At 37.7% G+C, this 23,741-nt stretch carries 22 protein-coding genes; 6 read left to right on the forward strand and 16 right to left on the reverse strand.

Annotated elements, in window-relative coordinates; translation table 11 throughout:
- Positions 1-3: 3 nt before the first annotated feature.
- The 10 genes from tmk to yceD all read right to left on the reverse strand — a co-directional run bounded on the left by tmk (position 4) and on the right by yceD (position 7,979).
- Positions 4-639 (reverse strand): dTMP kinase, encoded by a 636-nt coding sequence (gene tmk, locus B0169_RS11170; protein ID WP_077286051.1) that lies wholly within the window; start codon positions 637-639, stop codon positions 4-6.
- A gap of 48 nt (positions 640-687) precedes the next feature.
- Positions 688-1,725, reverse strand: a complete 1,038-nt coding sequence (gene mltG, locus B0169_RS11175) for an endolytic transglycosylase MltG (protein ID WP_268875719.1) — start codon at positions 1,723-1,725, stop codon at positions 688-690.
- 22 nt (positions 1,726-1,747) lie between these two features.
- Positions 1,748-2,533 (reverse strand): aminodeoxychorismate lyase, encoded by a 786-nt coding sequence (gene pabC, locus B0169_RS11180; protein WP_158077078.1) that lies wholly within the window; start codon positions 2,531-2,533, stop codon positions 1,748-1,750.
- Between the two features lie 123 nt (positions 2,534-2,656).
- Entirely contained in the window at positions 2,657-3,889 is a 1,233-nt protein-coding gene (fabF, locus tag B0169_RS11185) for a beta-ketoacyl-ACP synthase II (RefSeq protein WP_077286053.1), read from the reverse strand.
- A gap of 139 nt (positions 3,890-4,028) precedes the next feature.
- Positions 4,029-4,262, reverse strand: coding sequence for an acyl carrier protein (gene acpP, locus B0169_RS11190; protein ID WP_077286054.1), 234 nt, complete (start codon positions 4,260-4,262; stop codon positions 4,029-4,031).
- Positions 4,263-4,426: 164 nt separating this feature from the next.
- The gene (gene fabG / locus B0169_RS11195; protein ID WP_077286055.1) at positions 4,427-5,161 is read right to left on the reverse strand and encodes a 3-oxoacyl-ACP reductase FabG; all 735 of its coding nucleotides are present in this window, start codon (positions 5,159-5,161) and stop codon (positions 4,427-4,429) included.
- A 6-nt stretch (positions 5,162-5,167) separates the two neighbouring features.
- Positions 5,168-6,103, reverse strand: a complete 936-nt coding sequence (gene fabD, locus B0169_RS11200) for an ACP S-malonyltransferase (protein ID WP_077286056.1) — start codon at positions 6,101-6,103, stop codon at positions 5,168-5,170.
- 110 nt (positions 6,104-6,213) lie between these two features.
- Positions 6,214-7,248: a phosphate acyltransferase PlsX gene (gene plsX / locus B0169_RS11205; RefSeq protein ID WP_077286057.1), complete on the reverse strand. Its 1,035-nt coding sequence runs from the start codon at positions 7,246-7,248 to the stop codon at positions 6,214-6,216.
- Between the two features lie 9 nt (positions 7,249-7,257).
- On the reverse strand, positions 7,258-7,428 hold the full coding sequence (gene rpmF / locus B0169_RS11210) for a 50S ribosomal protein L32 (RefSeq protein ID WP_077286058.1): 171 nt from the start codon (positions 7,426-7,428) through the stop codon (positions 7,258-7,260).
- Positions 7,429-7,466: 38 nt separating this feature from the next.
- On the reverse strand, positions 7,467-7,979 hold the full coding sequence (yceD, locus tag B0169_RS11215; RefSeq protein ID WP_077286059.1) for a 23S rRNA accumulation protein YceD: 513 nt from the start codon (positions 7,977-7,979) through the stop codon (positions 7,467-7,469).
- Positions 7,980-8,098: 119 nt separating this feature from the next.
- Between yceD and B0169_RS11220 the strand changes: the two genes are divergently transcribed.
- Positions 8,099-8,695 carry a Maf family protein gene (locus B0169_RS11220; RefSeq protein WP_077286060.1) on the forward strand — a complete coding sequence of 199 codons (597 nt, stop codon included), beginning with the start codon at positions 8,099-8,101 and terminating at the stop codon, positions 8,693-8,695.
- A 265-nt stretch (positions 8,696-8,960) separates the two neighbouring features.
- Here B0169_RS11220 and B0169_RS11225 read toward each other — a convergent pair whose 3' ends face one another.
- Positions 8,961-9,413, reverse strand: coding sequence for a PACE efflux transporter (locus tag B0169_RS11225; protein ID WP_077286061.1), 453 nt, complete (start codon positions 9,411-9,413; stop codon positions 8,961-8,963).
- A gap of 86 nt (positions 9,414-9,499) precedes the next feature.
- Between B0169_RS11225 and B0169_RS11230 the strand changes: the two genes are divergently transcribed.
- From B0169_RS11230 to B0169_RS11240, 3 genes are all read left to right on the forward strand, one after another.
- The gene (locus B0169_RS11230; protein ID WP_077286062.1) at positions 9,500-10,375 is read left to right on the forward strand and encodes a LysR family transcriptional regulator; all 876 of its coding nucleotides are present in this window, start codon (positions 9,500-9,502) and stop codon (positions 10,373-10,375) included.
- Positions 10,376-10,817: 442 nt separating this feature from the next.
- A complete protein-coding gene (locus B0169_RS11235; protein ID WP_143323515.1) occupies positions 10,818-11,105 on the forward strand; it encodes a hypothetical protein in 288 nt (95 codons plus the stop codon).
- A gap of 277 nt (positions 11,106-11,382) precedes the next feature.
- Entirely contained in the window at positions 11,383-11,958 is a 576-nt protein-coding gene (locus tag B0169_RS11240) for a CBS domain-containing protein (protein ID WP_077286064.1), read from the forward strand.
- Between the two features lie 357 nt (positions 11,959-12,315).
- Here B0169_RS11240 and rluC read toward each other — a convergent pair whose 3' ends face one another.
- Positions 12,316-13,275 (reverse strand): 23S rRNA pseudouridine(955/2504/2580) synthase RluC, encoded by a 960-nt coding sequence (gene rluC, locus B0169_RS11245; protein WP_077286065.1) that lies wholly within the window; start codon positions 13,273-13,275, stop codon positions 12,316-12,318.
- A gap of 638 nt (positions 13,276-13,913) precedes the next feature.
- Between rluC and rne the strand changes: the two genes are divergently transcribed.
- Positions 13,914-17,045 carry a ribonuclease E gene (gene rne / locus B0169_RS11250; RefSeq protein ID WP_179143633.1) on the forward strand — a complete coding sequence of 1,044 codons (3,132 nt, stop codon included), beginning with the start codon at positions 13,914-13,916 and terminating at the stop codon, positions 17,043-17,045.
- A 482-nt stretch (positions 17,046-17,527) separates the two neighbouring features.
- Here rne and B0169_RS11255 read toward each other — a convergent pair whose 3' ends face one another.
- Together B0169_RS11255 and B0169_RS11260 are read right to left on the reverse strand one after the other, a co-directional pair.
- A complete protein-coding gene (locus tag B0169_RS11255; protein ID WP_268875720.1) occupies positions 17,528-18,010 on the reverse strand; it encodes a low molecular weight protein-tyrosine-phosphatase in 483 nt (160 codons plus the stop codon).
- 188 nt (positions 18,011-18,198) lie between these two features.
- Positions 18,199-18,846, reverse strand: a complete 648-nt coding sequence (locus B0169_RS11260; RefSeq protein ID WP_077286066.1) for a cupin domain-containing protein — start codon at positions 18,844-18,846, stop codon at positions 18,199-18,201.
- A gap of 359 nt (positions 18,847-19,205) precedes the next feature.
- Between B0169_RS11260 and B0169_RS11265 the strand changes: the two genes are divergently transcribed.
- Positions 19,206-21,818, forward strand: a complete 2,613-nt coding sequence (locus B0169_RS11265) for an EAL domain-containing protein (protein ID WP_077286067.1) — start codon at positions 19,206-19,208, stop codon at positions 21,816-21,818.
- Positions 21,819-21,983: 165 nt separating this feature from the next.
- On the opposite strand, the gene B0169_RS11270 is transcribed toward B0169_RS11265, so the two are convergent.
- Together B0169_RS11270 and B0169_RS11275 are read right to left on the reverse strand one after the other, a co-directional pair.
- Complete coding sequence (locus B0169_RS11270; protein ID WP_077286068.1) at positions 21,984-22,883, reverse strand: ABC transporter ATP-binding protein; 900 nt, start codon at positions 22,881-22,883, stop codon at positions 21,984-21,986.
- Positions 22,880-23,695 carry an ABC transporter permease subunit gene (locus B0169_RS11275; protein WP_077286069.1) on the reverse strand — a complete coding sequence of 272 codons (816 nt, stop codon included), beginning with the start codon at positions 23,693-23,695 and terminating at the stop codon, positions 22,880-22,882. The genes B0169_RS11270 and B0169_RS11275 overlap by 4 nt, the downstream gene beginning before the upstream one ends.
- Positions 23,696-23,741: the final 46 nt, after the last annotated feature.

The raw sequence follows: 23,741 nt of genomic DNA on the forward strand, positions 1-23,741 counted from the left end.
TAATTAATCTTCTTTGCGAGATATAAAAGCTTCAACGCTTTTGGCTACATCACTATGTACAGCCTGCATGGTTTGACTGGCATCTATAATATCGGTGCTCTCTGACGCCGCTGCTAATGTAAGATACTTGTTTCGAACACGCTGAAAGAATTCTATTTTTTCTAATTCAATACGGTCTAATTCGCCTCGGGCTTGTGCACGCGCTAAACCCAGCTCTGGTGCAATGTCTAAATAGAGTGTTAAGTCAGGAGTAAACCCCTTTAACGTGACGTCTGCAATCGCATTCATTACTTTGTCATCAAATTGCCGTCCTCCTCCCTGATATGCGCGCGATGATAAGTCATGACGGTCACCGATCACCCATGTACCTTGCGCTAAAGCTGGCAAAATTCTATTGGCCATTAACTGGCTGCGGCTTGCATACATCAAAAAAAGTTCAGTTTCTTGTGTTAACTCTTCATCATGACTTGCTGATTTTACAATATCACGTAAAGCTTCAGCTAACGGCGTACCACCAGGCTCTCGTGTTTTTATAAAAGCAATATTATGCTTTTGCAATACAGCTTCAATAACATTAATAGCTGAGGACTTACCTGCGCCTTCAATTCCTTCGACAACAATAAACTTGCCTTTATTCATTTTAAACTTCCATAATACAATATATTAAATTTCTTGTGCCGCTTTAAGTCACTTCTTGTTGCGCTGATACTTAGTAACAGCACGGTTATGATCGGCCAAATTCGTTGAAAAAATATGTTCGCCGGCACCATTACTGACAAAATATAAATAGTGACTTAACTCTGGATGTAAAGCCGCTTGTAATGCTTGCGCCCCTGGCAAAGCTATCGGTGTTGGTGGTAAACCTTTTATCTTATAGGTGTTATAAGCTGTTTTTTCACGTAAATGTGCATAAGTAATATCTCCTTGGTAACGATCACCTAAGCCATAAATGACGGTTGGATCGGTTTGAAGGCGCATTTTCTTATGTAAACGGTTAATAAAAACGGATGCAATACGTGGGTGCTCTGCGTGCTTACCACTTTCTTTTTCAATAATTGATGCCATGATCAACGCTTGATAAGGTGAAGTATAAGGCAAGTCAGTGGCTCTATTGTGCCACAACTCATCTAGGGTCTTGCGCATTTTTTTATGCGCTCTGTCAATAATATCAATATCGGCTGTATTTTGAGTAAAGGCATAAGTATCAGGAAAAAGCCAACCTTCAGGATTCGCTTGCTCAATTGACAATCTTTTCGCAATAGCCGCTATCGATAAATCAGTGAGTTGATGGTTAATATGAGGGTGCTGTGCTAATTGTGCTAATACTTGTTTAAAGGTAGTCCCTTCTATAAAGGTTATCGAGAACTGATGCTCCTTCCCTAAAACTACCATTTTCAGTAATTCAATCACCGGCATATTTGCCTGGACTTGATAAGTACCTGATTTAATTTCGCCTAGTTCAGGAGCAAACTTAATATAACTACGTAACCAAAAACGATTTTCGAGCCATCCATTGGTAACAAGCTGTTTTGAAAAAGCATTAAATGACGTGCCCGGCTTAATGGTAATAAAAGCCACTTGCTCCAAGACTAATGGTTGCTGTACCTTCATTTGAGCAGTAATAAAAAGCCCAATAACAGTTAAAACAATTAATGTTATCGTCATTGTTAAGATGACCAATAATTTTCGAACCAACAAAGGTAAACCGAGAAGTTTATTTATCATTGTGTATTTGAATTATCCATACTTAAAGGTTATTTTTCATGTTGGCGACAGCTGAAATATCTAATTGCTGACCATTAAATATTTTAACCGGCACTATACCTAAAATAGCGTTACTAATAAACATCGCGACAACATTATCCAAATCATCTAGCATATATTGCCCCTGTTGAATATTTGGATTATTCAACAGAAGATTAGCTCTCATTAAACCCGCTACTCCTGCAGTAGTTAACGAAGGTGTATGCCACTGACCAGCCTTTAGCCAGAATACATTAGCACTACAACACTCAATGATGTGTCCATTTATATCAGTTACTATCAAATCATCTTCTGTACGTTGATCTAATTCAGCTCTTAATAAGACTTGCTCTAAACGATTTAAATGTTTAATACCGGCTAGCATTGGGTTAATGCCCAACTGTAGCGTACTCGTTCCAACAGTAATTCCTTGCTGTTGCCATTGAGGATAAAATGCGGGGTAATCATGTAATGAAACAATAACTTTAGCTTGTTGTACACCTAGACGTGAGTAACCACGGCCACCACTACCGCAAGTGATCATGACTTTAACTATCGCTATGTCAATATCAGCAGAAATGTCATGTAAGGTGTTCACTAGCGCTATCGAGTCAAACTTAGGTAAGCCTAACTGCTGGCTTTGCTGAACTAAGCGCTCGATATGCTGTGCTAACATTACAATCTCACCGTGTTTTACTAAAGCCGTCGTAAAACAACCATCGCCATAGGCTAAACCACGATCATCAATTGTAATCGTCTTAGTTGCTTGTCCATCTACAAAACTTATCACGTTAATTACCATAAAAAAACCTGAATACTAGGGTCAAGTATTCAGGCTTAAGAGATTGAGTTCAAGGGCTATTAGCATTAATAGTTAAATTTATAATAACCTTAGCTGTATATCAGTTCAGTTTTAAATTTTCTTAAAGATCAAAGATCCGTTTGTACCACCAAAACCAAATGAGTTACATAAAACGTAATCTAAATTAGCATCGCGCGCGGTATGAGCAACATAATCTAGATCACACCCTTCATCAGGATTGTCCAAATTAATAGTAGGAGGTACTGCATTGTTTGCTAATGCTTGAATACTGAATATTGCTTCAACTGCGCCAGCAGCACCAAGTAGATGCCCGGTCATTGATTTCGTTGAACCCACCATTACATCATAAGCCAGGTCGCCAAATACTGATTTAACGGCATTGGTTTCAGCGATATCGCCAGCTGGCGTTGATGTACCATGAGCATTAATATAGCCAATATCGGCAATATTAACTTTCGCGTCCTTAATGGCATTTTGCATTGCTAAAGCAGCACCTGCCCCATCTGCTGGTGGGGATGTCATGTGATAAGCGTCACCGCTCATACCAAAACCTGCGAGTTCAGCATAAATTTTTGCCCCTCGTGATTTTGCATGTTCATACTCTTCAAGTACCATTACACCTGCACCGTCACCAAGAACAAATCCATCACGGTCTTTGTCCCAAGGACGAGAAGCTTGTTGTGGTGCATCATTACGTGTCGACATAGCGCGTGCTGCACCAAAGCCCCCCATTCCTAACGTTGTTGATGCCTTTTCGGCACCACCAGCAACCATTGCATCGGCATCACCATAGGCGATCATCCGTGCCGCATGACCGATATTGTGTACACCACTAGTACAAGCCGTCACGATGGAAATATTAGGCCCTTTCATACCAAACATGATAGATAAATGGCCTGCGATCATATTAATAATGGTAGAAGGAACAAAAAATGGTGATAGTTTACGTGGACCATTTTTTAATAATTTTTCATGGTTTTCTTCAATAAGACCCAAGCCACCAATGCCTGATCCAACAGCTACACCAATCCGTTGAGCATTTTCTTCGGTGATGTCTAAACCAGAATCTTTAATAGCTTGCACGCCTGCCGCGACGCCATATTGAATAAATAAATCCATTTTCTTGGCTTCTTTACGAGCCATATAGTCTTGTGCATCAAAATCTTTTACTAAACCGGCAAATCGCGTTGGATACGCTGTGGTATCAAAATGCGTAATATTAGATATACCACTTTGTCCAAGTAGTAAGTTTTGCCAGGTTGATTCAGGGCTGTTGCCTAAAGGGCTAAGCATGCCAAGACCGGTAACCACAACGCGTCTCATGAGATGTGCTGCCTCCGATAGAATTGAATTATAGCGGGTGTTTTATTTAACTTATTTAAAACAGCTGTTAATATTTTAAAACGATAAAAACAAATCAGGCGGTAATTAAACCGCCTGAAATCAATACATTCGTTTGTTATTACTGGTTAGCAGTAACGTAATCGATTGCAGCTTGAACTGTTGTAATTTTCTCAGCTTCTTCATCTGGAATTTCAGTATCAAATTCTTCTTCTAACGCCATTACTAATTCAACAGTGTCTAAAGAGTCTGCACCTAAGTCGTCAACAAAAGAAGCTTCAACTTTTACTTCGTCTTCGCTTACACCAAGTTGCTCAATAGTAATTTTTTTTACGCGTTCTTCGATAGTACTCATTTTTTTTCCTTTACTAGAAAATACAATTTTTCAAAATTGTGTGTAGTTTATTCGTCAAAAGCCAACCATGCAAGCTTCTAATTTTACTTTTTCGCTGGTCTAACCTGTTGACAGTTTATAATTTATTCGAATTTAACACAAAGTAAGCAAAAAGCGAACTTTTGTTAAACCATGTACATACCACCATTTACGTGTAATGTTTCACCCGTAATATACGCCGCAGAATCAGAAGCTAAGAAAGCCACAGCATTAGCAATTTCTTCAGGTTTCCCTAAACGATTCGCCGGAACCTGCGCAAAAATGCCTTCTTTTTGCTCGTCCGTCAGTGTTTGTGTCATATCAGTATCAATAAAGCCAGGAGAGACCGTATTCACGGTAATACCACGTGAAGCTACCTCTCGTGCTAATGACTTTGTAAAACCAATTAAACCAGCCTTCGCTGTCGCATAATTAACTTGACCCGCATTCCCCATCGTACCAACAACTGAACCAATGTTGATGATTCGTCCTTGACGCTTCTTCATCATAGCGCGCAATACGGCCTTACTAATTTTAAAGACTGAGGTGAGATTGGTTTCAATGATATCATTCCATTCATCATCTTTCATGCGCATCATCAAATTATCACGCGTTATACCGGCATTATTAACTAAAACATCAACTGCACCATGTTTCTCCTTAATTAACTCAAACATGGCACTAATTGAAGCATCATCAGTGACATTTAACACTAAACCTTGTTCTTCGCCTAAGTACTCACTGATATTAGCGGCACCGTGCTCTGATGTTGCTGTTCCAATAACTGTACCACCTAGGGCTTTAAGTTGTGATGCGATAGCTTTGCCTATACCACGACTCGCACCTGTTACTAAAATAACCTTACCTTCTAATGAAAACATATAATTTTACTCTACTGATGCTAATGCTTTAGTTAATGACGTACTGTCATTAACAGATTGACAAACTATGCTCTTATCGATGCGTTTTAACAAACCTTGCAATACTTTACCTGGGCCAGCTTCTATGGCTTGTTCAATGCCATTTTGAGCTAAAAACTGTATGGTTTCAGTCCAACGTACCGGACTATACAATTGTTTAATTAATGCAATTTTAATCGCCTCAACTGAGGTCTCGATTGCTACATCAACATTATTAACTACCGGAATGTTAGGTGTATTAAAAGTAACATTATTAAACTCTTCAGCCAGTTTTTCTGCTGCATCTTTCATTAACGCACAATGTGACGGTACACTGACCGGTAATGGCAATACCCGTTTTGCGCCTGCTTCTTTACATAAAACACCCGCGCGTTCGACAGCAGCTTTATGCCCAGCAATAACCACTTGCCCTGGAGAATTAAAATTCACTGCTGAAACAACGTCACCGTTTTGTGCTTTTAAACAAGCTTCTATGATCATTTTATCATCTAGGCCAATGACTGCAGCCATAGCACCAACGCCTTCTGGTACTGATGCTTGCATAAATTCACCTCGTTTTTCGACTAACTTCACTGCATCAGCTAAAGAGAGTACATCGGCACAAACTAAGGCAGAATACTCACCTAAACTGTGCCCAGCTAACATTGCTGGTGTATTAGCTGTTGATGCATGCCATAAGCGCCAAACAGCAACACTCGCCGTTAACAATGCTGGTTGTGTGAAATTTGTTTGGTTTAACTTTTCTACAGGCCCTTGTTGCACCAATTGCCACAAATCGTAACCTAGTGCTGCAGAGGCTTCTGAAAACGTAGCTTGCACAACTTCATGCTCAGAAAAGTCAGCTAACATAGCTAGAGATTGAGAGCCTTGACCGGGAAAGACAAACGCTAAATTTTTTTGCATTATTAGACCTAATTATATTAATTTTTAACTGTGACAGTGTAAAAGCACATTGTTCTACACCGCTTAAATTCATCAAGCTTAACCTTATAAACAATATGTCATTAATTAACTTATTCTTTATGACATAAACTGTGTTCAAGCTTATCTTTAATCTTTGTTGGTACTTGCCGTTCAACCTCGGTAACCGCTTCAACAATGGCAGTGTAAAACGCTGTCACGTTTGCATTACCATGGCTTTTCACCACAATACCGCGCAATCCTATCAAACTTGCACCGTTATACTGGTCGGGGTTCATAGGTTTAAACAGTTTTTTTATCGTACTTGACAACAATTTGCCGATAATTTGTGCTAAGAAGTGCTTTTTAATAATTTCTTGCAGTTGGGTATAAACCATTCTGGCTACACCTTCACAGGTTTTCAACGCAACATTACCCACAAAGCCATCACAAACAATCACATCAGCTTTATTAGTGAAAATATCATTACCTTCAATGAAACCAATATAGTTAATATCATCATTCGCCAATAAATAACTGGCAGTTTGTTTAATATGATCGCTGCCCTTATTGTCTTCTTCTCCCATATTGAGCAAAGCAACTTTCGGATTTTCAATGCCATCAACTTCTTTTGCCATCACAGAACCCATAATGGCAAATTGATATAATACACTTGAGTCGCAAAAAACATTGGCACCTAAATCCAACATAAAAACATGTTGATTAGGTTTATTACTCGGTAAGGCTGAGATTAATGCTGGACGTTCAACACCAGGCAATGTTTTCAGTACAAAATGAGCCATTGAGAAAAGCGCTCCGGTATTACCCGCGCTAACACAAGCTTGAGCTTGGCCATCATGTACTAAATCTAAAGCTTTACGCATCGATGATTGCTTTTTATTACGCAAGGCAAAGATAGGTTTATCATCCATTTCAACAACCTGTGTTGTCGGGAAGACTGTTATTCTAGGATGTGGATAGAGTTGTTTTTTTGAAAGAGTATCAACAATGACATTTTCGTCACCGCATAGTAATAAATGAAGATCAGGGAAGTTTTCTACTGCAAGTATCGCAGCAGAGAGTGTTACATGGGGGCCTTGATCGCCCCCCATAACATCTAACGCTATGGTTAGATTAATCAAGGTAATCGTTACAGATTACTTATTGATTACTTTAACACCTTTGTAAAAGCCATCAGCTGTTACATGGTGACGACGATGAGTTTCACCAGATACTGGATCTGTTGATAAATGCGTTGCCGTTACTGCGTCGTGTGAACGGCGCATGCCACGTCTTGAACGAGACTTTTTGCTCTTTTGAACTGCCATTGCCTACTCCTAAAAATTCGGTTATTAGCTATAATTAACTACTTAAGTTTTTTCAATACATCAAATGGATTCGGTTTCTCTAGCTCTTCCGGCAACTCGCCCCAAACACTATCAGATGGAGCCTGACAATCTTTAATTGAGTGCCTTGGAATTAATGGAATCGCGAGTAATAACTCATCTTCCACTAATTCTCGCAGGTTAATCTCACCATTTTCATCTAATTCAATTGCGTCATAATATGACGGCAATTCAGCTTCTGCTTCAACGTCTTTCACTGGACTAAAAGTAAAACTTACTTCTAAGGCCATTTCAAAACTTTCAGTACAACGCTGACAAATTAATGCAACTGTTGCCGATGCAGTACCTGATATTTCTACCAAGCCTTGTTCATCCACAGCAAAATTAGCATTCACTTGGACTTGCTCACATTGTGCATCACACACAGCAAGCAATCTGTTCATCCCAGATACTTCAAAGTATCCGTCACACACAAGCTTTCGCTGCGCGCTTCTAGATGGGTCTATCGTTATCGGGAGTTTAAGATTTTTCATAAGGCGCGCATAATAAAGTGCCTACCGGCCTGTGTCAAAAGAAAAATAACTAAATTTGTTTAAAAACTCAATATAGTCCATATATTAACAGCTATCTGTTTATATTTTGAGTTATATTAATGAAAAAACTTGTTTTGGGCTCCACCTCACCTTTTCGTAAAGAAATTTTAGCTAAACTTAATATTCCCTTTGACTGTGCCAAACCCAATATTGATGAAACTGCATTAGATCACGAATCACCAGTAGCGCTGGTTGAACGTTTAGCGATTGAAAAAGCAAAAGCTGTCGCCAGCGAATATCCAGATGCATTGATTATCGGTTCAGATCAAGTAGCCATGTGTGATGGCGAAATTTTAGGAAAGCCACATAATTTTGAAAATGCCGTTAAACAACTCGAGAAGTTTAGCAATAAAACCGTCGTCTTTTATACTGGCCTCTGTGTTTATGATAGCGGTTTAGATTTCACCACAGCTTTAATCGAACCTTTTCTTGTTCATTTTAAAACACTTTCCCGTGCTGAAATAGAAAATTACCTCCATGCTGAACAACCTTATAATTGTGCCGGTAGTTTTAAAAGCGAAGGTTTAGGTATTTGTTTGTTTGAAAAATTAGAAGGCAATGATCCGAATACCCTTATAGGCTTACCATTAATTAAACTGGTCGAACTTTTAAAACAACATGGCCTAGATGTTTTAGCCGAGCAAAAGTGCTCATAATAAACATGTAATATAACTCGCTCTACTGCTCACTATTAAAATTAAATGCAATTCATAGCCAACTCACTGGCTATAATAAATTTAAATAGCAGTAGAGCTAACAATAAACTCTCAGCTAATCATGCTAATACTTTTATAAGCAATCTAAAGGCCATACTTAGGCGCTAACTCACTATCAACCAATATCATCCACAACGCTTTGCACTCAACGAAACATTATATTGTAATAAGCCAAAAACAGAATTGAGGCGAGTAATTAAAAGCCTTAAAAATCCCCCTTCGCTGCTTTACTATGTGAAGAATGCCTGACAAACCATTTTTGGTACGGTTGGTAGCAATCATATACCCAGTTAAATACTAACGTGTAGATAAGCATAAATACTAAAAAACCCGCCTCTAAAATAATGGCTGCTTGCCATGTTATCTTTAAAAACCAAGCCACTACTGGGATTGTTATGACCACCATACCTAACTCAAAGCTTACAGCGTGCAAAATCCGTAGCTTTGCACCTCTTTGACTACGGTTATAACCTGCTAATTTATCGAATATCAAGTTATAAAGATAATTCCAAAGCATCGCAAATAAAGACAGGGCTATACCGACGATTGCCATTTTACCTGCATCAAAGCCACCAATCATTACCGATGTAGGTATAACAATAAGAAGGGCTATGGCTTCAAAAAGAAGTGCTTGAAATACTCGTTCTACCGTTTTCATTATTAATGCTGCTATTAAATGACTATATTGTTATTTTCATCTATTATTAAGGCATTAAATAGTTAGTTAGTATCTTAAAAAACGATATGTTTAGTGTAGAACAATTACAAGCATTTGTAACAACTGTCGAAACAGGCTCCTTTTCGGCGGCTGCACGGCGTTTAAATAAAGCCCAGTCAGTCGTGAGCCAGCATATTATTAATTTAGAAATAGACTGTAACACGAAGCTTTTTCAGCGAGCTGGTCGTTACCCGCAATTAACAGATGCTGGTCATAAGTTACTGCCACAAGCTGTAGCCTTACTTAATCAACATCAGCGCTTAACAAGTTCTGCATTAGCATTAAATGACCAAACACCAAAAGAAATTACGATTGCTCTTGATGAGGGGATCCCATTTAAACTTATTGCTAATACAATTTCACAGCTGCAAGTGAAATTCCCCAATGTATCGATCGAGTTTTTAAGTGCATCAAGTCTCGATATAATCGATATGTTAAAAAACGAAAAGCCGTTAACGGGTATAATTTTTAGTGAGTTAACTATTCCCAGTTACTTAGACTATGAGTGTATCGGCTCGGTAAAGTTTGATTTATATATTGCTAAATCTCACCCTTTAGCTGAGCGAGCTTGTGAAAACATGGATGGATTAAGGCTGCATAAGCAGTTATTAATTCGTTCACGCAATACACGTTCAAGTAGCTTTCAATTAAAAATAAGCCCAGATATATGGTATGCGGATAACTACTTTTTATTACTTGAGCTTGCAATACAAGGGCATGGTTGGTGTCTCTTACCCAATCATATCGCAAAAGAAGCGATAGAAAATGGCGAGTTAATAAAGCTGCCACTTGAATTTGAAGAAATGGGCTGGTTGGCTAACGTCGATGTATTACAACACCAACGGCACAGTAGCCTTGAAATTTTTAAAGTACTTAGAAATTTATTGCGTAGCTCATTATAATAGTTTTTTGCTGCTTTCGTTATACTGATTTGGTGCTTTCCCCTGCATACTCTTAGCCAATATTATCAGGCTTATCTGTATTAAATGTCACTCAGTAACGGTAGCTCATAGTACTTATGCAACGCATTATCCCAACTCGGCTTAATTCGCTTTATAACCAGTTTATTCATCTTGTTATTAAATACATCACGTACAAGGTTTTTTAAGTAAAAGATGAATAAAAGTATAATGGGTCAGTTTAGCTGCTCACCAAAATAGTTTCGCTTACCCATTGCAAGTTATTGAAGTTGAGAGTTGCGCTTCTTATCGGCATTTAAATAACATTGTTGAGTAAAATAGCTTAACACGAAGTGAGCTTATTTATGTTATGCGCTTGAATTATCAAGATAGCTACACCATAACTTAAACTATGATAATCATTTACTTTAAGTTTGCTTAAGCAATGTTTAAATTTATTTTCATTATAAGCATGTTATTACCAACTGTCTCAGCACATGAGATACGGGTAAACGCGTTAAATGATTTAAATTTGATAGAAGTAAATCCGGCTGAAAGTTTAGCTGAAGTTGAACAAGCTGATGATTTAGATTTTGATGATACTGCACTAATAGCGCAAAGCTGTTTTCAACTGCCAACTCACGGCTACATAATATTACCTTATTTTAGTTCTTCGTTTTTAAAAGCTCATCAGACGGGCTTTCGCTCTAGAGCCCCACCGAAATTTATCTAACTGCATTGTGCTTTCAATAACAATCAAGTTTTTGCTATTGAAAGATCGTTTACCCCTTTATTAAGTTAATAATATTTTAGGTAGCAAAGCCTAATGCAAGTTAAGTAGCATTGCCTAACCCTAACATAGTGTTCAAAGCTATTGGCTTTAGTAAAGCCTGATATATCACTATACGAAGTACTGTTAACTTATAAAGAATAAAGATTAAAAATAGTAACTGTGGATATCAAGCACATTTAAAAACGCTGATTTCCCAGTGCAGATAACAGAGATAAATATGAAAAAATTAAAGCTAGTTAACTTAGCAGCGACAGACAACATTATATCACCAGAGCAATTTGAAGAAATTAATCTTAACTCTCCGGCAGCAGAAATCTTTACTGATTTTAAAATACATAAAGCACTGATGATTGACGGCGATACAATGGCGGTTACCGCGTTAGAGTTAATGATAAAAACGCATGTTCGTATGAATATAGTCGTTGCTGAAAATGATGATTTTATTGGTATTATCAGCACCAATGAATTGTCTGAGCAAAACATTGTTGCCAAACTTTCAAAAGGTATTACCCGTGAAGACGTGTTGGTCAAAGACTTAATGATCCCAAAATCAGATTTTCATGCCTTCGATTATAATGAATTATTACATGCATCAGTGGGCGATGTAGTCTCGACACTTGAAAACTATCAATTGCGTCATTGCTTAGTATTAGATCAAGAAAGTCATCATATTAGAGGGGTAATTTCATCGAGTGATATAGCCAGGAAGCTGCATATCAATTTAGACCTAAATGTTAAGCAATCATTTGGTTCCGTTTATGATGTTGTTCATCAAAAAGCCAGTTCAATGTAACTAGTCAACAATACGGCCTAGCATTCACTAAGCAAGGCCATTGCATTGGCAGTAAAAATCCGACTGATTTTTACTTTACCTCATTAAAGAGCTAGCTGAGTTGCACAAAGTTATTTAAACCGCAATTAATACCGAGCCAATGTTTAACTAGCGTCAGTAAGCTAAAATGAATGTAACTTAAAGGAATCGAAAAACTTAAGGGTATTAAAACAACCAGCTTAATAATGAAGAAAGACTTTTATCCATTATCAAGCTGGTAAATTTCTCGTTTAACGCCTGTTTTATCTGACCAAGTTCTAAAGTTAACTATATAATTAAGTGATTAATTAACTAAAGCACTCAATACAAACATGTTTATTAGACATCTGCTTTAGTTAATTTTTTCAAAACTTTTTCAAGCGATGGCTCTAGCGGTGCTTCGATTTTAATTCGCTCATTACTTAATGGATGAGTAAACTCAATACTAGCAGCATGAAGGAACAAACGTTTTAACCCTAGACTCTTCATCTCTACATCAAAGTCTTCATGACCGTATTTAGCATCACAGGCAATTGAGTGCCCCTTAGTTTGGCAATGTACGCGAATTTGATGGGTACGTCCTGTTACAGGAAAGGCTCTCACCAACGTAGCATTTTTATAATGCTGCAGCACTTTAAAGCGCGTTTCTGATTCTTTACCATTAATATTGTCAACAACGACTACACGTTCACCAGATTTTAAATCATTTTTCTTTAAACTTTCTGTGACACGAGTTAATTTTGTCGACCAACGCCCTTTTACCAACGCATGGTAAAACTTTTGCACCGTTTTATTGCGTAGTTGTTCATGTAAATGACGCAACGCTGAGCGTTTTTTAGCGACCACTAAACAGCCGGAAGTATCTCGGTCGAGGCGATGTACCAGCTCAAGCATGCGTGCATCTGGACGTAAAGCTCTTAGCGCTTCAATCAAGCCGAAACTTAAACCACTACCACCATGAACGGCCATTCCTGAAGGCTTATTAATAACAATTAAACGTTCATCTTCAAATAGTATTTGTTGCTCTAAATTAGCCACCACATTCAATTGCGTTGAAACTGTATTAGTATTTTCAGAAACACGGATAGGGGCAACGCGAATAATATCTTCATCAACTAGCTTATATTCAGGTTTGGTACGCTTTTTATTAACGCGAATTTCACCTTTGCGTAACAAACGATATAACATGCTTTTAGGCACACCTTTAAGTGTTTTTACTAAAAAATTGTCGATTCGTTGACCAGCATCTTCGCTATCAATCGTGAAAAATCTAACTTGGGGTTTTGGGCTATCTGTCATATCTATTTTACTAGGAACTATAATTACGCGCAGTTTAGCATATTTTTTTCACATTAGAGCCAATTAAAACGAGGATTTAATTGGCTTATCTGAAAATAAAGTGTGATAATAGGATGGTTACCGCTATATATTAGCCGTAACAAGTAAAAAGGATGCTTTAAGCGAGACGTAAGAGGCAAAATGCGGCCACGTTAGTATTAAACAATTTTACCAAACATCATTGTTTAGATATTAAAAGTAAGGCCTATTGCGAATTTGACGCGTGTAACTTGTCAATAACAGCGCATAAACATATTGTCCGGCACAATAAAGCGATTATGTAATTAAACAGAAAAAATAAGTCACATTTTCAATCGTTAGATTATTAGAAAACACGATAAAAATATCGAACTAAAGTTAACGAGGCACTTAATTTTCTGTTGCGCACAGCACACAGGCTGAGCACATAAAGAATCAATTTCACTGTGGTGTTAAACGCCGCAGTTATATTAAAGAATCAGAATTTTTAACAGCTTGCTGCGTAATATGGCGTAGTAAGATTGACACCCGTGAGGCTGACAAGTTGCTGTTACCATAGCGATAGATGACTTTGTGTTCTAAGCAATGGTGTGTTGTGACTAAAATGAGTCACACAAACTATGAAACGTATGTTAATTAATGCTACACAATCGGAAGAATTGCGTGTAGCACTTGTAGATGGTCAACAACTTTATGATTTAGATATCGAAAGCCCTGGCCACGAACAAAAAAAGTCCAATATCTACAAAGCAAAAATCACCCGTATTGAACCGTCGCTAGAAGCGGCATTTGTTGATTACGGCGCTGATCGTCACGGCTTCTTGCCGATGAAAGAAATCGCTCGCGAATACTTCCCTAAAGGTTATAGCTTTCAAGGTCGACCTAACATCAAAGAAGTACTGCGCGAAGGTCAAGAAGTTATCGTGCAAATTGATAAAGAAGAGCGTGGCCAAAAAGGTGCTGCACTGACGACTTTTATCAGTCTTGCTGGTAGTTATTTAGTACTAATGCCAAACAATCCGCGTGCTGGTGGTATTTCACGTCGCATTGAAGGCGATGAACGCACTGACTTAAAAGCATCATTGAGTAAGTTAGCCCTACCAAAAGGTATGGGACTAATTGTCCGCACTGCTGGTGTTGGTAAAGAATATGAAGAACTTGAGTGGGATTTAAACGTTCTATTGCACCATTGGAACGCAATTTCAGAAGCCGGTGCAAGTCGCCCTGCTCCGTTTTTAATTCATCAAGAAACTAATGTCATCTTACGTGCTATTCGTGACTACTTACGTCGCGATATTGGTGAAGTGTTAATTGACCGACCAAAAATCTTCGAAAGTGTGAAAAAGCACATTGAAATTGTGCGCCCTGACTTTCTAAGTAAAGTTAAACTTTATACTAATGACGTACCTTTATTTACCCATTATCAAATTGAAACGCAAATTGAAACTGCTTTTCAACGTGAAGTACGTTTGCCTTCTGGTGGTTCAATCGTTATTGATCCAACGGAAGCGTTAACATCAATCGACATTAACTCAGCCCGCGCAACTAAAGGCAGTGATATAGAAGAAACTGCGTTTAACACTAACCTAGAAGCAGCAGAAGAAATTGCCCGTCAATTACGCCTGCGCGATTTAGGTGGTTTAGTGGTTATCGATTTTATCGACATGACCCCAGTTCGTCATCAACGTGAAGTTGAAAACAGAATGCGTGATGCAGTCAAACAAGACAGAGCTCGTATTCAATTAGGTCGTATTTCTCGTTTTGGCTTATTAGAAATGTCACGCCAGCGTCTACGTCCATCTATTGGTGAAACTAGCCAAGGTGTATGCCCACGTTGTAGTGGTACAGGTCATGTTCGTGGCGTTGAGTCTCTCGCGTTATCTGTATTGCGCTTAATGGAAGAAGAAGCCATTAAAGACAATACTCAACAAGTACAAGCACAAGTGCCTGTTCCTGTTGCCACCTACTTATTAAATGAAAAACGTCGTTCTGTATTTCATATTGAAAAGCACCACAGCGTAAAAATTCTAATCATTCCGAATCCGAACATGGTAACTCCGCAATATGAAGTGGTTCGTGTTAGAAAAGACGAAGGTATCGAAGAAGCAAGCTATGATATGCCGATTAAGCAAGCAGCCCTTGAAGAAGCTGTTATGCCTAAATTCGATAAAGAAATCAGCAAACGTGATGAGCCCTTACTTCAAGGCATGTCTTCTCCTAAACAAGCACCCAAAAAACAGGAGCCTGTGGCTGTCGTAGAAAAACCAGCTGAGTCTAAAAGCTTATTTGCAGGTATTGTTTCTTGGGTTAAGTCAATTTTTACTGCTGAAGAAGAAGTTAAACCTGCACCGAAAAAGTCAGCAGAAAATTCAACTAAAAACACCAATGAACGTCGCCCACAAAGAGGTCGTCAAGGTCAACGTCGTAATAACCGTAATGATTCACGTAACGATACGCGTAATGACAAACGTAATGACAAACGTAATGACAAGCGCAAACCTCAAGATGGTAACGACAATAAAACCAATACTGCAAGTAAAGCAGCAGCGCCAGCTAAGCAACAAAAAGAAAGAGTGCAAAAGCCTAAAGAAGAAAAAGTTGCTGAACGTCGTCAACGCCGAAACAATCGTAAGAAAGTTCGAGTCAATGCCACAGATACAAATAGTACTAATGCTAATGCTGAAAATAAAAAACCAGCGAATAATTCAGATAAAAATGTATCAACAGGCAGCAAAACTGTTGATACAAATAAAGCTGAAAATATCAAAGCTGTTGAAGCAACGACAAACCTTGAAAACGCAAGCGTTGAACAAACAACTAATAAGGCAAAAGAAGAGCAACGTCCTAGAAGCCGACGTTCTCCTAGACACATGCGTGCACACGGCCAACGTCGTAGACAAAACGCTGATGCAAGCGATGTTAAAACTGAAATAACAGAAGATCCTGTTACTGCACGTTACCCTGAACAAAATGCGACTTCTTCAAATGAAAATGTAGCTGAAACCAAAGCACCAACTGAAGTGTCTGAGTCAACGCCTACTGTTGATGAAGTTCAAAAAGTACAAGCGGAAGCGTTAACTGCAGTTATCAATAACCCTGCGAATGAAGTTCAACAAGACTTACCTTTTGATGAGCCAGAAATCAAAGAAGTTGAAACTGTGGATAAAGCACCAGCAAAAGCAACTGAAAAAACAGCTGTCATCGCTGAAACAGTAAAAGATGAAACAACTGAAGTGCCGGCTGTTGAAGTTGAACCAGCGACCGATATAAAAGTTGATGATGTAGAGACTGCTGAAAACGCTAATGATAGTAAGAGCCTGGATACCGAAGCTGCTAACTCTGAAGTATCCGCTGCAAACCAAGTGGAAGAAACTCAGATTGTTCAAACCGTGACGAGTGAACCTGCACCTTTAACACCTGAAGTAACATCAACAGATGACAATACTACAGAATCTAACGTTGACACTAAGCCTGAAAGTACTAAGCCTGAAAGTAAAAGTGAAAAACCTAAGAAAGTACGTGCTAAAGTAAAAAACATTAAACGTAAAGTTAAAGCTGCTGCAAGTAAGACATCAGGAAAAGCGTCTGCACCTATGACAAAACCAGAAACAGTTGTCAGTCATGGCGTAATTCCTCGTGAATTTGTTGCCAGTGAAAACCGCGCATTACATGCTAAATCTGGAAGAACCGCACTTATTAGTGATGTTACCAGTCGCCATTCTGCGGGACCAACTAAACCAACACTTGATTAAGTTGCATCATTGATCAACATCGCATAAGCGAAACTTAAAACAGCCAAAAGCCAATTGTATTATACAATTGGCTTTTTTTCTTAAATTAACACCGTTAAGTTATTGACATTATATGCAACTCTAGTCGTTTAATGCTGAGTAACTTTTAATTAGTAATAGTGAATTACTTCGCTTTTAAGTTATATCTTGTTATGAGCTGACCAGAAAATCTGGCCTAGTTTTACTGGTTATAGCCCTCCCTGTTTTCAATGAAAGTACCTTATATCAAGCGACTACGGTAAAAAGAATCTAATGGCAATTCCCCCTACCATTTGCTAAGCAGCTAATATCAAAGTGACTGAGCAGGGTAAAAAAGTAACTAGCACGACACTAGATAATATGAGTAAAGTACTACCGGGAAATCTTCGGTTTAGTATTCATCGCAAATACGATTACTGACGAGAGTTATAACAGCTAATGAGCGATAATTAATAACGTCAGCTTTATTGGCTTGTTAAACGTTTGATTAATCCGTCGCTCGCATCTTCAACTAAATCTAGGACAAATTGAAAACCTTTAGCACCACCATAATATGGATCTGGTACTTCTTGCTCATCAAAATTTTCAGCATAATCCAGAAAAAGTTGAATTTTGTAGTGAAGGTTAGCGGGAGCTATTTTGATCAGATCTTTAATATTTTCTTGATCCATCGCTAATACTAAATCAAATTTTTCAAAATCTTGTACTGTTACTTTGCGTGCTTTGATTTTATCGAATGAATATCCTCGAGCAATGCCAGCTTTTTGTGCACGATGATCAGGTTTCTCCCGTGCGTGTGAGCCGATAACACCTGCAGAATCTATTGTTAAAGAAAGCACTTGAGCTTTCTGACGAAACACCGCTTCTGCGCTTGGTGAGCGACATATATTGCCCATACAAATAAACAATATGGATTTCACGGCTGATAAATCAGGTTTGATACTCACAGAACGGTTCCTATTTTCTTAAATAAAATAACAAATGCTACAGTAATTGGATTTTAACAAGGGTACAACCGATTTTTTCGATCAATACTACAGCGCTAAACAGCTTAATATTTTGCTAAGAGATAACTTTATTAACTGATTTATTCAATGACGTTGGTCTAAACTCAAGCGCTAAAAAGTATTTCAGTTTAAGTTAAATGCCCGGTTTTAACCCAGATCACAGTATCTTGTTCGACATACGGATGATGTTGGCTTAAATGCGGACTTCTAATCCAGCAACCCGCAGGATAACGACCAAATTCATCAATTAACTCACCACTGATAACATAAATTTCTTCACCGCCATAATGCCGATGCAATATAAATTCTTCACCTGCAGGCCAAAAAACTAAAGCAACAGATTCTGTTTCAAAGCAATGCAAAGATTTTACTTTTAAATTGCCATTACCCTTTTGCCAGTTCTGTTGCTCTGTATCAACACAGACACGCTGCGTATCTAACGGAGAAATTTGATGTAGCTTAACTAAGAGCTCACAACCATCTCTACTAAAAGGCGCATGAATAAACCCTTTAGGGTTACGAAAATAACTGCCTGCTGGAAAATCTCCGGTCTCATCTGAAAAGGTACCAGAAAGCACAAAAATTTCTTCCCCTAAAGGGTGATTATGAGAACGAAAACTTGCACCTGCATCGTATTTGACAATACTCGTTGCATGACCACTTTCTTGATTTTCACGTGCTAAAGGTTTGCGCCATACCCCCGGTAAAGGACTTGCTTGCCACGGCTTATCATGCGTATGAATCACAACACGCTTTGTAAAGTCCATATTCAACATAATGGGTTATTTTCCTTGGCACTGGCCTTTACTTTCGAGCATAAAAGTAAATGGTAATCAGCGAAGTAATGACCAAATAAGTCCTTTTGCTTTTTCATTAAAAATTCACCTGTGTATTTCATAAAACTATGCCTTGATATGAATATTTCTGCTACATTATTTTATATAGGAAGATTATAATCTTACAAATAGAATAGGCTTTACCATTTTTGCATTATTTATCTAAATTAGCATGATGACAAACAAACTAATCGCTCATTTAAGGTAAGTGCTCGTAAAGCATAATCCAAAGGTCAAAAATCAGCTAATGACCTATAGTAAACTAACACATTTAAATTCACACAAATGAGCATTATTTTTTGAAACTTTCACAGTTAAGCAAATGGTTTTCTTCTGCATTAATTACTGTGCTATTAGTTGGCATTGTGATTAGTTTTTCTCTTATCATTCATGATATAGATAAAAAAAACATTACCATATCAAACAGCAACATAACAACAACGAGCAGTTATTATATCGATAAGACTAATGCCATTACATTAGATAAAATCTTAAAGGATACCAACTTTACTCACAGTGATTTAAATAAAATTCCTTACCAACTATCTAAACAAAGTTATTGGATAAAATTATCTTTACATTACCCGATGGGGACCTTAGCAAATCCAGCTTACGAAAACCTACAAAGTGAGATTAAGCATATTAATGACGAGCAAGTCATTCTCATGGCCGATCACAGTAGACTTGACAGTTTTATTATCTACGAACTTAATGCGTTAACACCACCAATAGAAATATATAATAAACAATTAGTTTTAGGCGATGTAAACCAGCAAATAGCACCTTACGCCCGCTTACCACTCAATAAATTTGGTTATAGTGAATACCTCATTCAACTGAAAAATTCTGGGCCGCCTAATATTCCTTTGCTGTTATTCAAAGCACAAGACTTTGAACAACGACAAATGCTATCACAACTTGTGTATGGAGCATTTATCGGCATATTGATTATTATGGCCATTTATAATTTGGTGCTATTTTTTGCCGGCAATGACAAAGTTTATTTATTATACATTGGCTATTTAATATCTGCATTTGTCGTACTTTCGTCATTAACGGGCTATGGCTACTATCTTTTTTCTGATGCAATAATGCAGCTATTTAACCGATATTTGATCTTTGCAGATTTTTTACTTGTCATATTTTTACTGTTATTTACGTTATATTATCTACGCTATGAACGTTTAAAACATTGGGCCTATAAAGCCTCGAACATTGTTGCTGCTATTTTATTTATATCAGCCTTGTACTCTCTTTTACTGGATGAAGTAACCCAAACAAAGTTGTTTTTTTCTTTACAACCGCTACTCTATATCGTCGCATTATTTTTAATATTTAACCGCTTAAAGCATGACTTTTCATGGGCACGGTTTTATTTTTTATCTTGGATCCCGCTATTAACCGGCGCTGTTATTCAACCTATGGTACTGCTTAATAAACTTGAATACAGTTTTTTAACTGGTAATGCTTTTCTATTTGCTATCATGATTGAAGTTACTTTCATGGCATTCGCTTTAGCTGATCGTATTCGCCGTAATGAACAAGAAAAATTAACCATGATTGCTTACCATCAAAGTAATCATTTACCTAGACAGACAAATTTAGATCATAAAATCAGTCAAATTTTAGAAACAGAGCAGCAAGACATTACCATTGTTGTGGTCAAGCCTGAACAATTTCAACGTATCGAACTATACATCAATGAGCAAACCCGTATTCAATTTTTTCAACACCTAAACCAAAAATTATCATCATTGTTTAGGTTTAATGATGCAGTGCTTAATATAACTGACCAAAATGAGAAGCTGTGCTATTTAGAGAATTGTAGTCTCGCGCTGGTCATTGATAATGCGCGTAATGAACAAGATATAACGTTAGTTATTAACTCTATCCAACACGCCGCTAATGAAGCTTTTTACATTAAAGAGCTTAAACTACCGCTATCAGCCTATATTGGTTTAGCAACCTTTCCAGAGCATGGCAGTTCGAGTGCTAGTCTTATTAGTAATGCATCAATCGCTGCAAACAATGCTGAATCACAACAAAATAAATGGGCTTATTTCACACAGCCCAATAATCAACACAACCACTCTTCAATACAGTTAGCGATTGATCTTCAGCAAGCCATTACCGCACAAGGTTTTAAATTGTTCCATCAACCGCAAATAGACTTAAAAACCAATAAAGTTTGCAGTAGTGAATGTTTAATTCGCTGGCAGCACCCTGTACTGGGAAGTGTTTCTCCGGAGACTTTTATCACCATTGCCGAAGACTTTGGCTTAATGCCATCATTAACACTTTGGATAATAGAAACTGCACTTTGCCAACAGGCTGCTCTTACCAAAAATACAGGGCTTAATCACATGGTATCGATAAATATCAGTGGTAAAGACCTTATTCAAGCAAACTTTATAGACGATGTATCTAAGATAATTGATCGATGTAACATTAGAGCAGAGAAAATAATTTTTGAGCTGACGGAGTCAATTTCTTTTGCCCAAAACAATATCGCGATAAAAACAATAGAACAACTTATTGAACTCGGTATTACCATCAGTATTGATGATTTTGGTACTGGCTACTCTTCCATATCGCAAATTAATAAGTTGCCCTTTCAAGAGTTAAAAATAGACCGTGAATTTGTTGAGAATGTTTGTAGTGATGATAAACGTAAAGTTATTGCAGAAGCGTCGGTTAAAATGGCTAAAGGCTTAGGCTTAGAAGTTGTTGCCGAAGGTATTAACAGTAGTTTAGATGCCGCAACATTGCGCAGTTTTGGCTGCGATATCGGTCAAGGCTATTATTATGCTAAACCCATGTCCTATGAGCATTATCTAGAGTGGCTTAATAACCTATCAAACGGCCAAATACCTGAAAGCCTAGAAGGTGAATACATTCCGGCAAACAAGTAGTCAGTATAATAACCTTGATGTGAAGTCATACTCAAATCAAGGTTATTAACACCTCACTTTTTATAACATTACTTTATACATGGTTACTTTGTACATGGTTACTTTTTACTTAGTCACTCGTGCGTAACGCTGCTCTAATACAACCCTACTATGGAAATATGATAATTAGAACAACTGGTTTTCTAACGTTTTTCCATTGATCAGCTGTGCATAAAACCAATTATTTTGTTGTAAAAGTACCAATAGATCCATTTCTATACTGGTCTTGTTTTGCCCATTAATTACGGTTAGCAAGTATTCTTTATCTTGCGTCATTGTAACTTGGCTAACGCCTTGCAATTGTAAAATTGTCGCGATAATTTCAGGATAGTCTTGTTTCATCCTAAGGGTAATATAGCGAGTGTTACCATTAACATTTGCGGCTTTGTGTTGTTTTAATTGCCCGGCTTCAAGATAAAGAACTTGGTCACATAAACGTTCCAGTTCACTAAGATCATGAGAGCTTAAAATAAAGTTCACATCGCAAGCTTGCTCAGAAACAATTGCACGTATTTCTTTTGCATTCGCAGGGTCAAGTCCTGCTGTTGCTTCATCCAACATGACAATTTCTGGACTACCTAATAAAGCTTGTGCAATGGTTGCACGTTTACGCATTCCGTGCGATAGCTCACTAGGTTGGCTATTACTGGCATCAGATAATGCCACCATTTCGAGCACTCTAGCGGTATCATGTTTTGCACGCTTACTGCTCATCCCTTGCAAACGGGCATAAAAATTTAACTGAGTTGCAATTGAAAATCTAGGATCTAATTGAGCATCTTGTGGCAAGGCTGATAAACGACCAAATAGTGCAGCACTTCCTGGTGCATGATCTAGTACATTAATAGTGCCTGATGATGGTCGAATATAGCCACATAATAAACTAAATAACGTGGTTTTACCTGCACCATTAGGCCCTACTAAAGCAACTGGAGCCCCCTTTTCTAAAGAGAATTCAACACCAGTTAAGGCAACTTTATCGCCATAATGCTTTGACAATTGCTTAACATCGATAATTAAGCTCATAGTGATGCCCTCTTCATTACTAAGTTACTTGTAAAAAGTAACACAAGCGTTTGCGTTAAAGGCAACCAATACTGGCTTGTAACATCACCACGTTGAGATAATATGCTCTCTATTTGCTCACCTGGAAATAATAAATTGAGATAAAACTCATGCCCAAATTGATAATTAATAAAAGCAGTAACTAATGGCCCTAAACTGAAGAAAAGTACGGCAGCAACTATCGCTAGCCTAGCTGAATGAACCCAAGTATTTAATAGTGTCATCAGTGCGATAAATGGCATGACAACAATAATAACTTCAAAAGATAACTTAGCACCTAACTGTAAACTTGCTGGTAATAAGCTCAAATCACGCATGCTAGCTAATATTGCCGTTGCGACTGAGGTCATCAAGATCAATACAGCAACAATAAACAATTGCCCTAAGTATCGTCCGAAAATAATCTCTGTGCGCGTTGAGCGTAAGGTTAAAAACCGTAGTGTGCCACGTTGCCTATCAGAACAAATTTGATCGCTACAAACAGATAAGGCAAAAATTGGAAAAAAATACACAGCGACTAACCAATAAATGGCATATTCTGCTACTGGCCACTGCAATAGAGACGATAAACCTAAAGCACCAAAAAGATCTGCTGCCATACGCTCAAATGACTGAGAATTGACAATACCTGCTGCTGAACTGACAAAATAATAAAGGATAATAAACCAGATAGTAGCAAAAGCTAACAAGGATAATAAACCACGTTTAGTTTTAAATAAGCGGATCATTTCAAAGCTAATAATATTAGCTAGTCTAGATAGGTTAATATTCAATCGACACCAATTATAGTTAATATTTTTAACACCTTAAAAGTAAACG

The sequence above is a fragment of the Cognaticolwellia aestuarii genome, from assembly GCF_002000025.1.
Taxonomy (GTDB): Bacteria; Pseudomonadota; Gammaproteobacteria; order Enterobacterales; family Alteromonadaceae; genus Cognaticolwellia; species Cognaticolwellia aestuarii.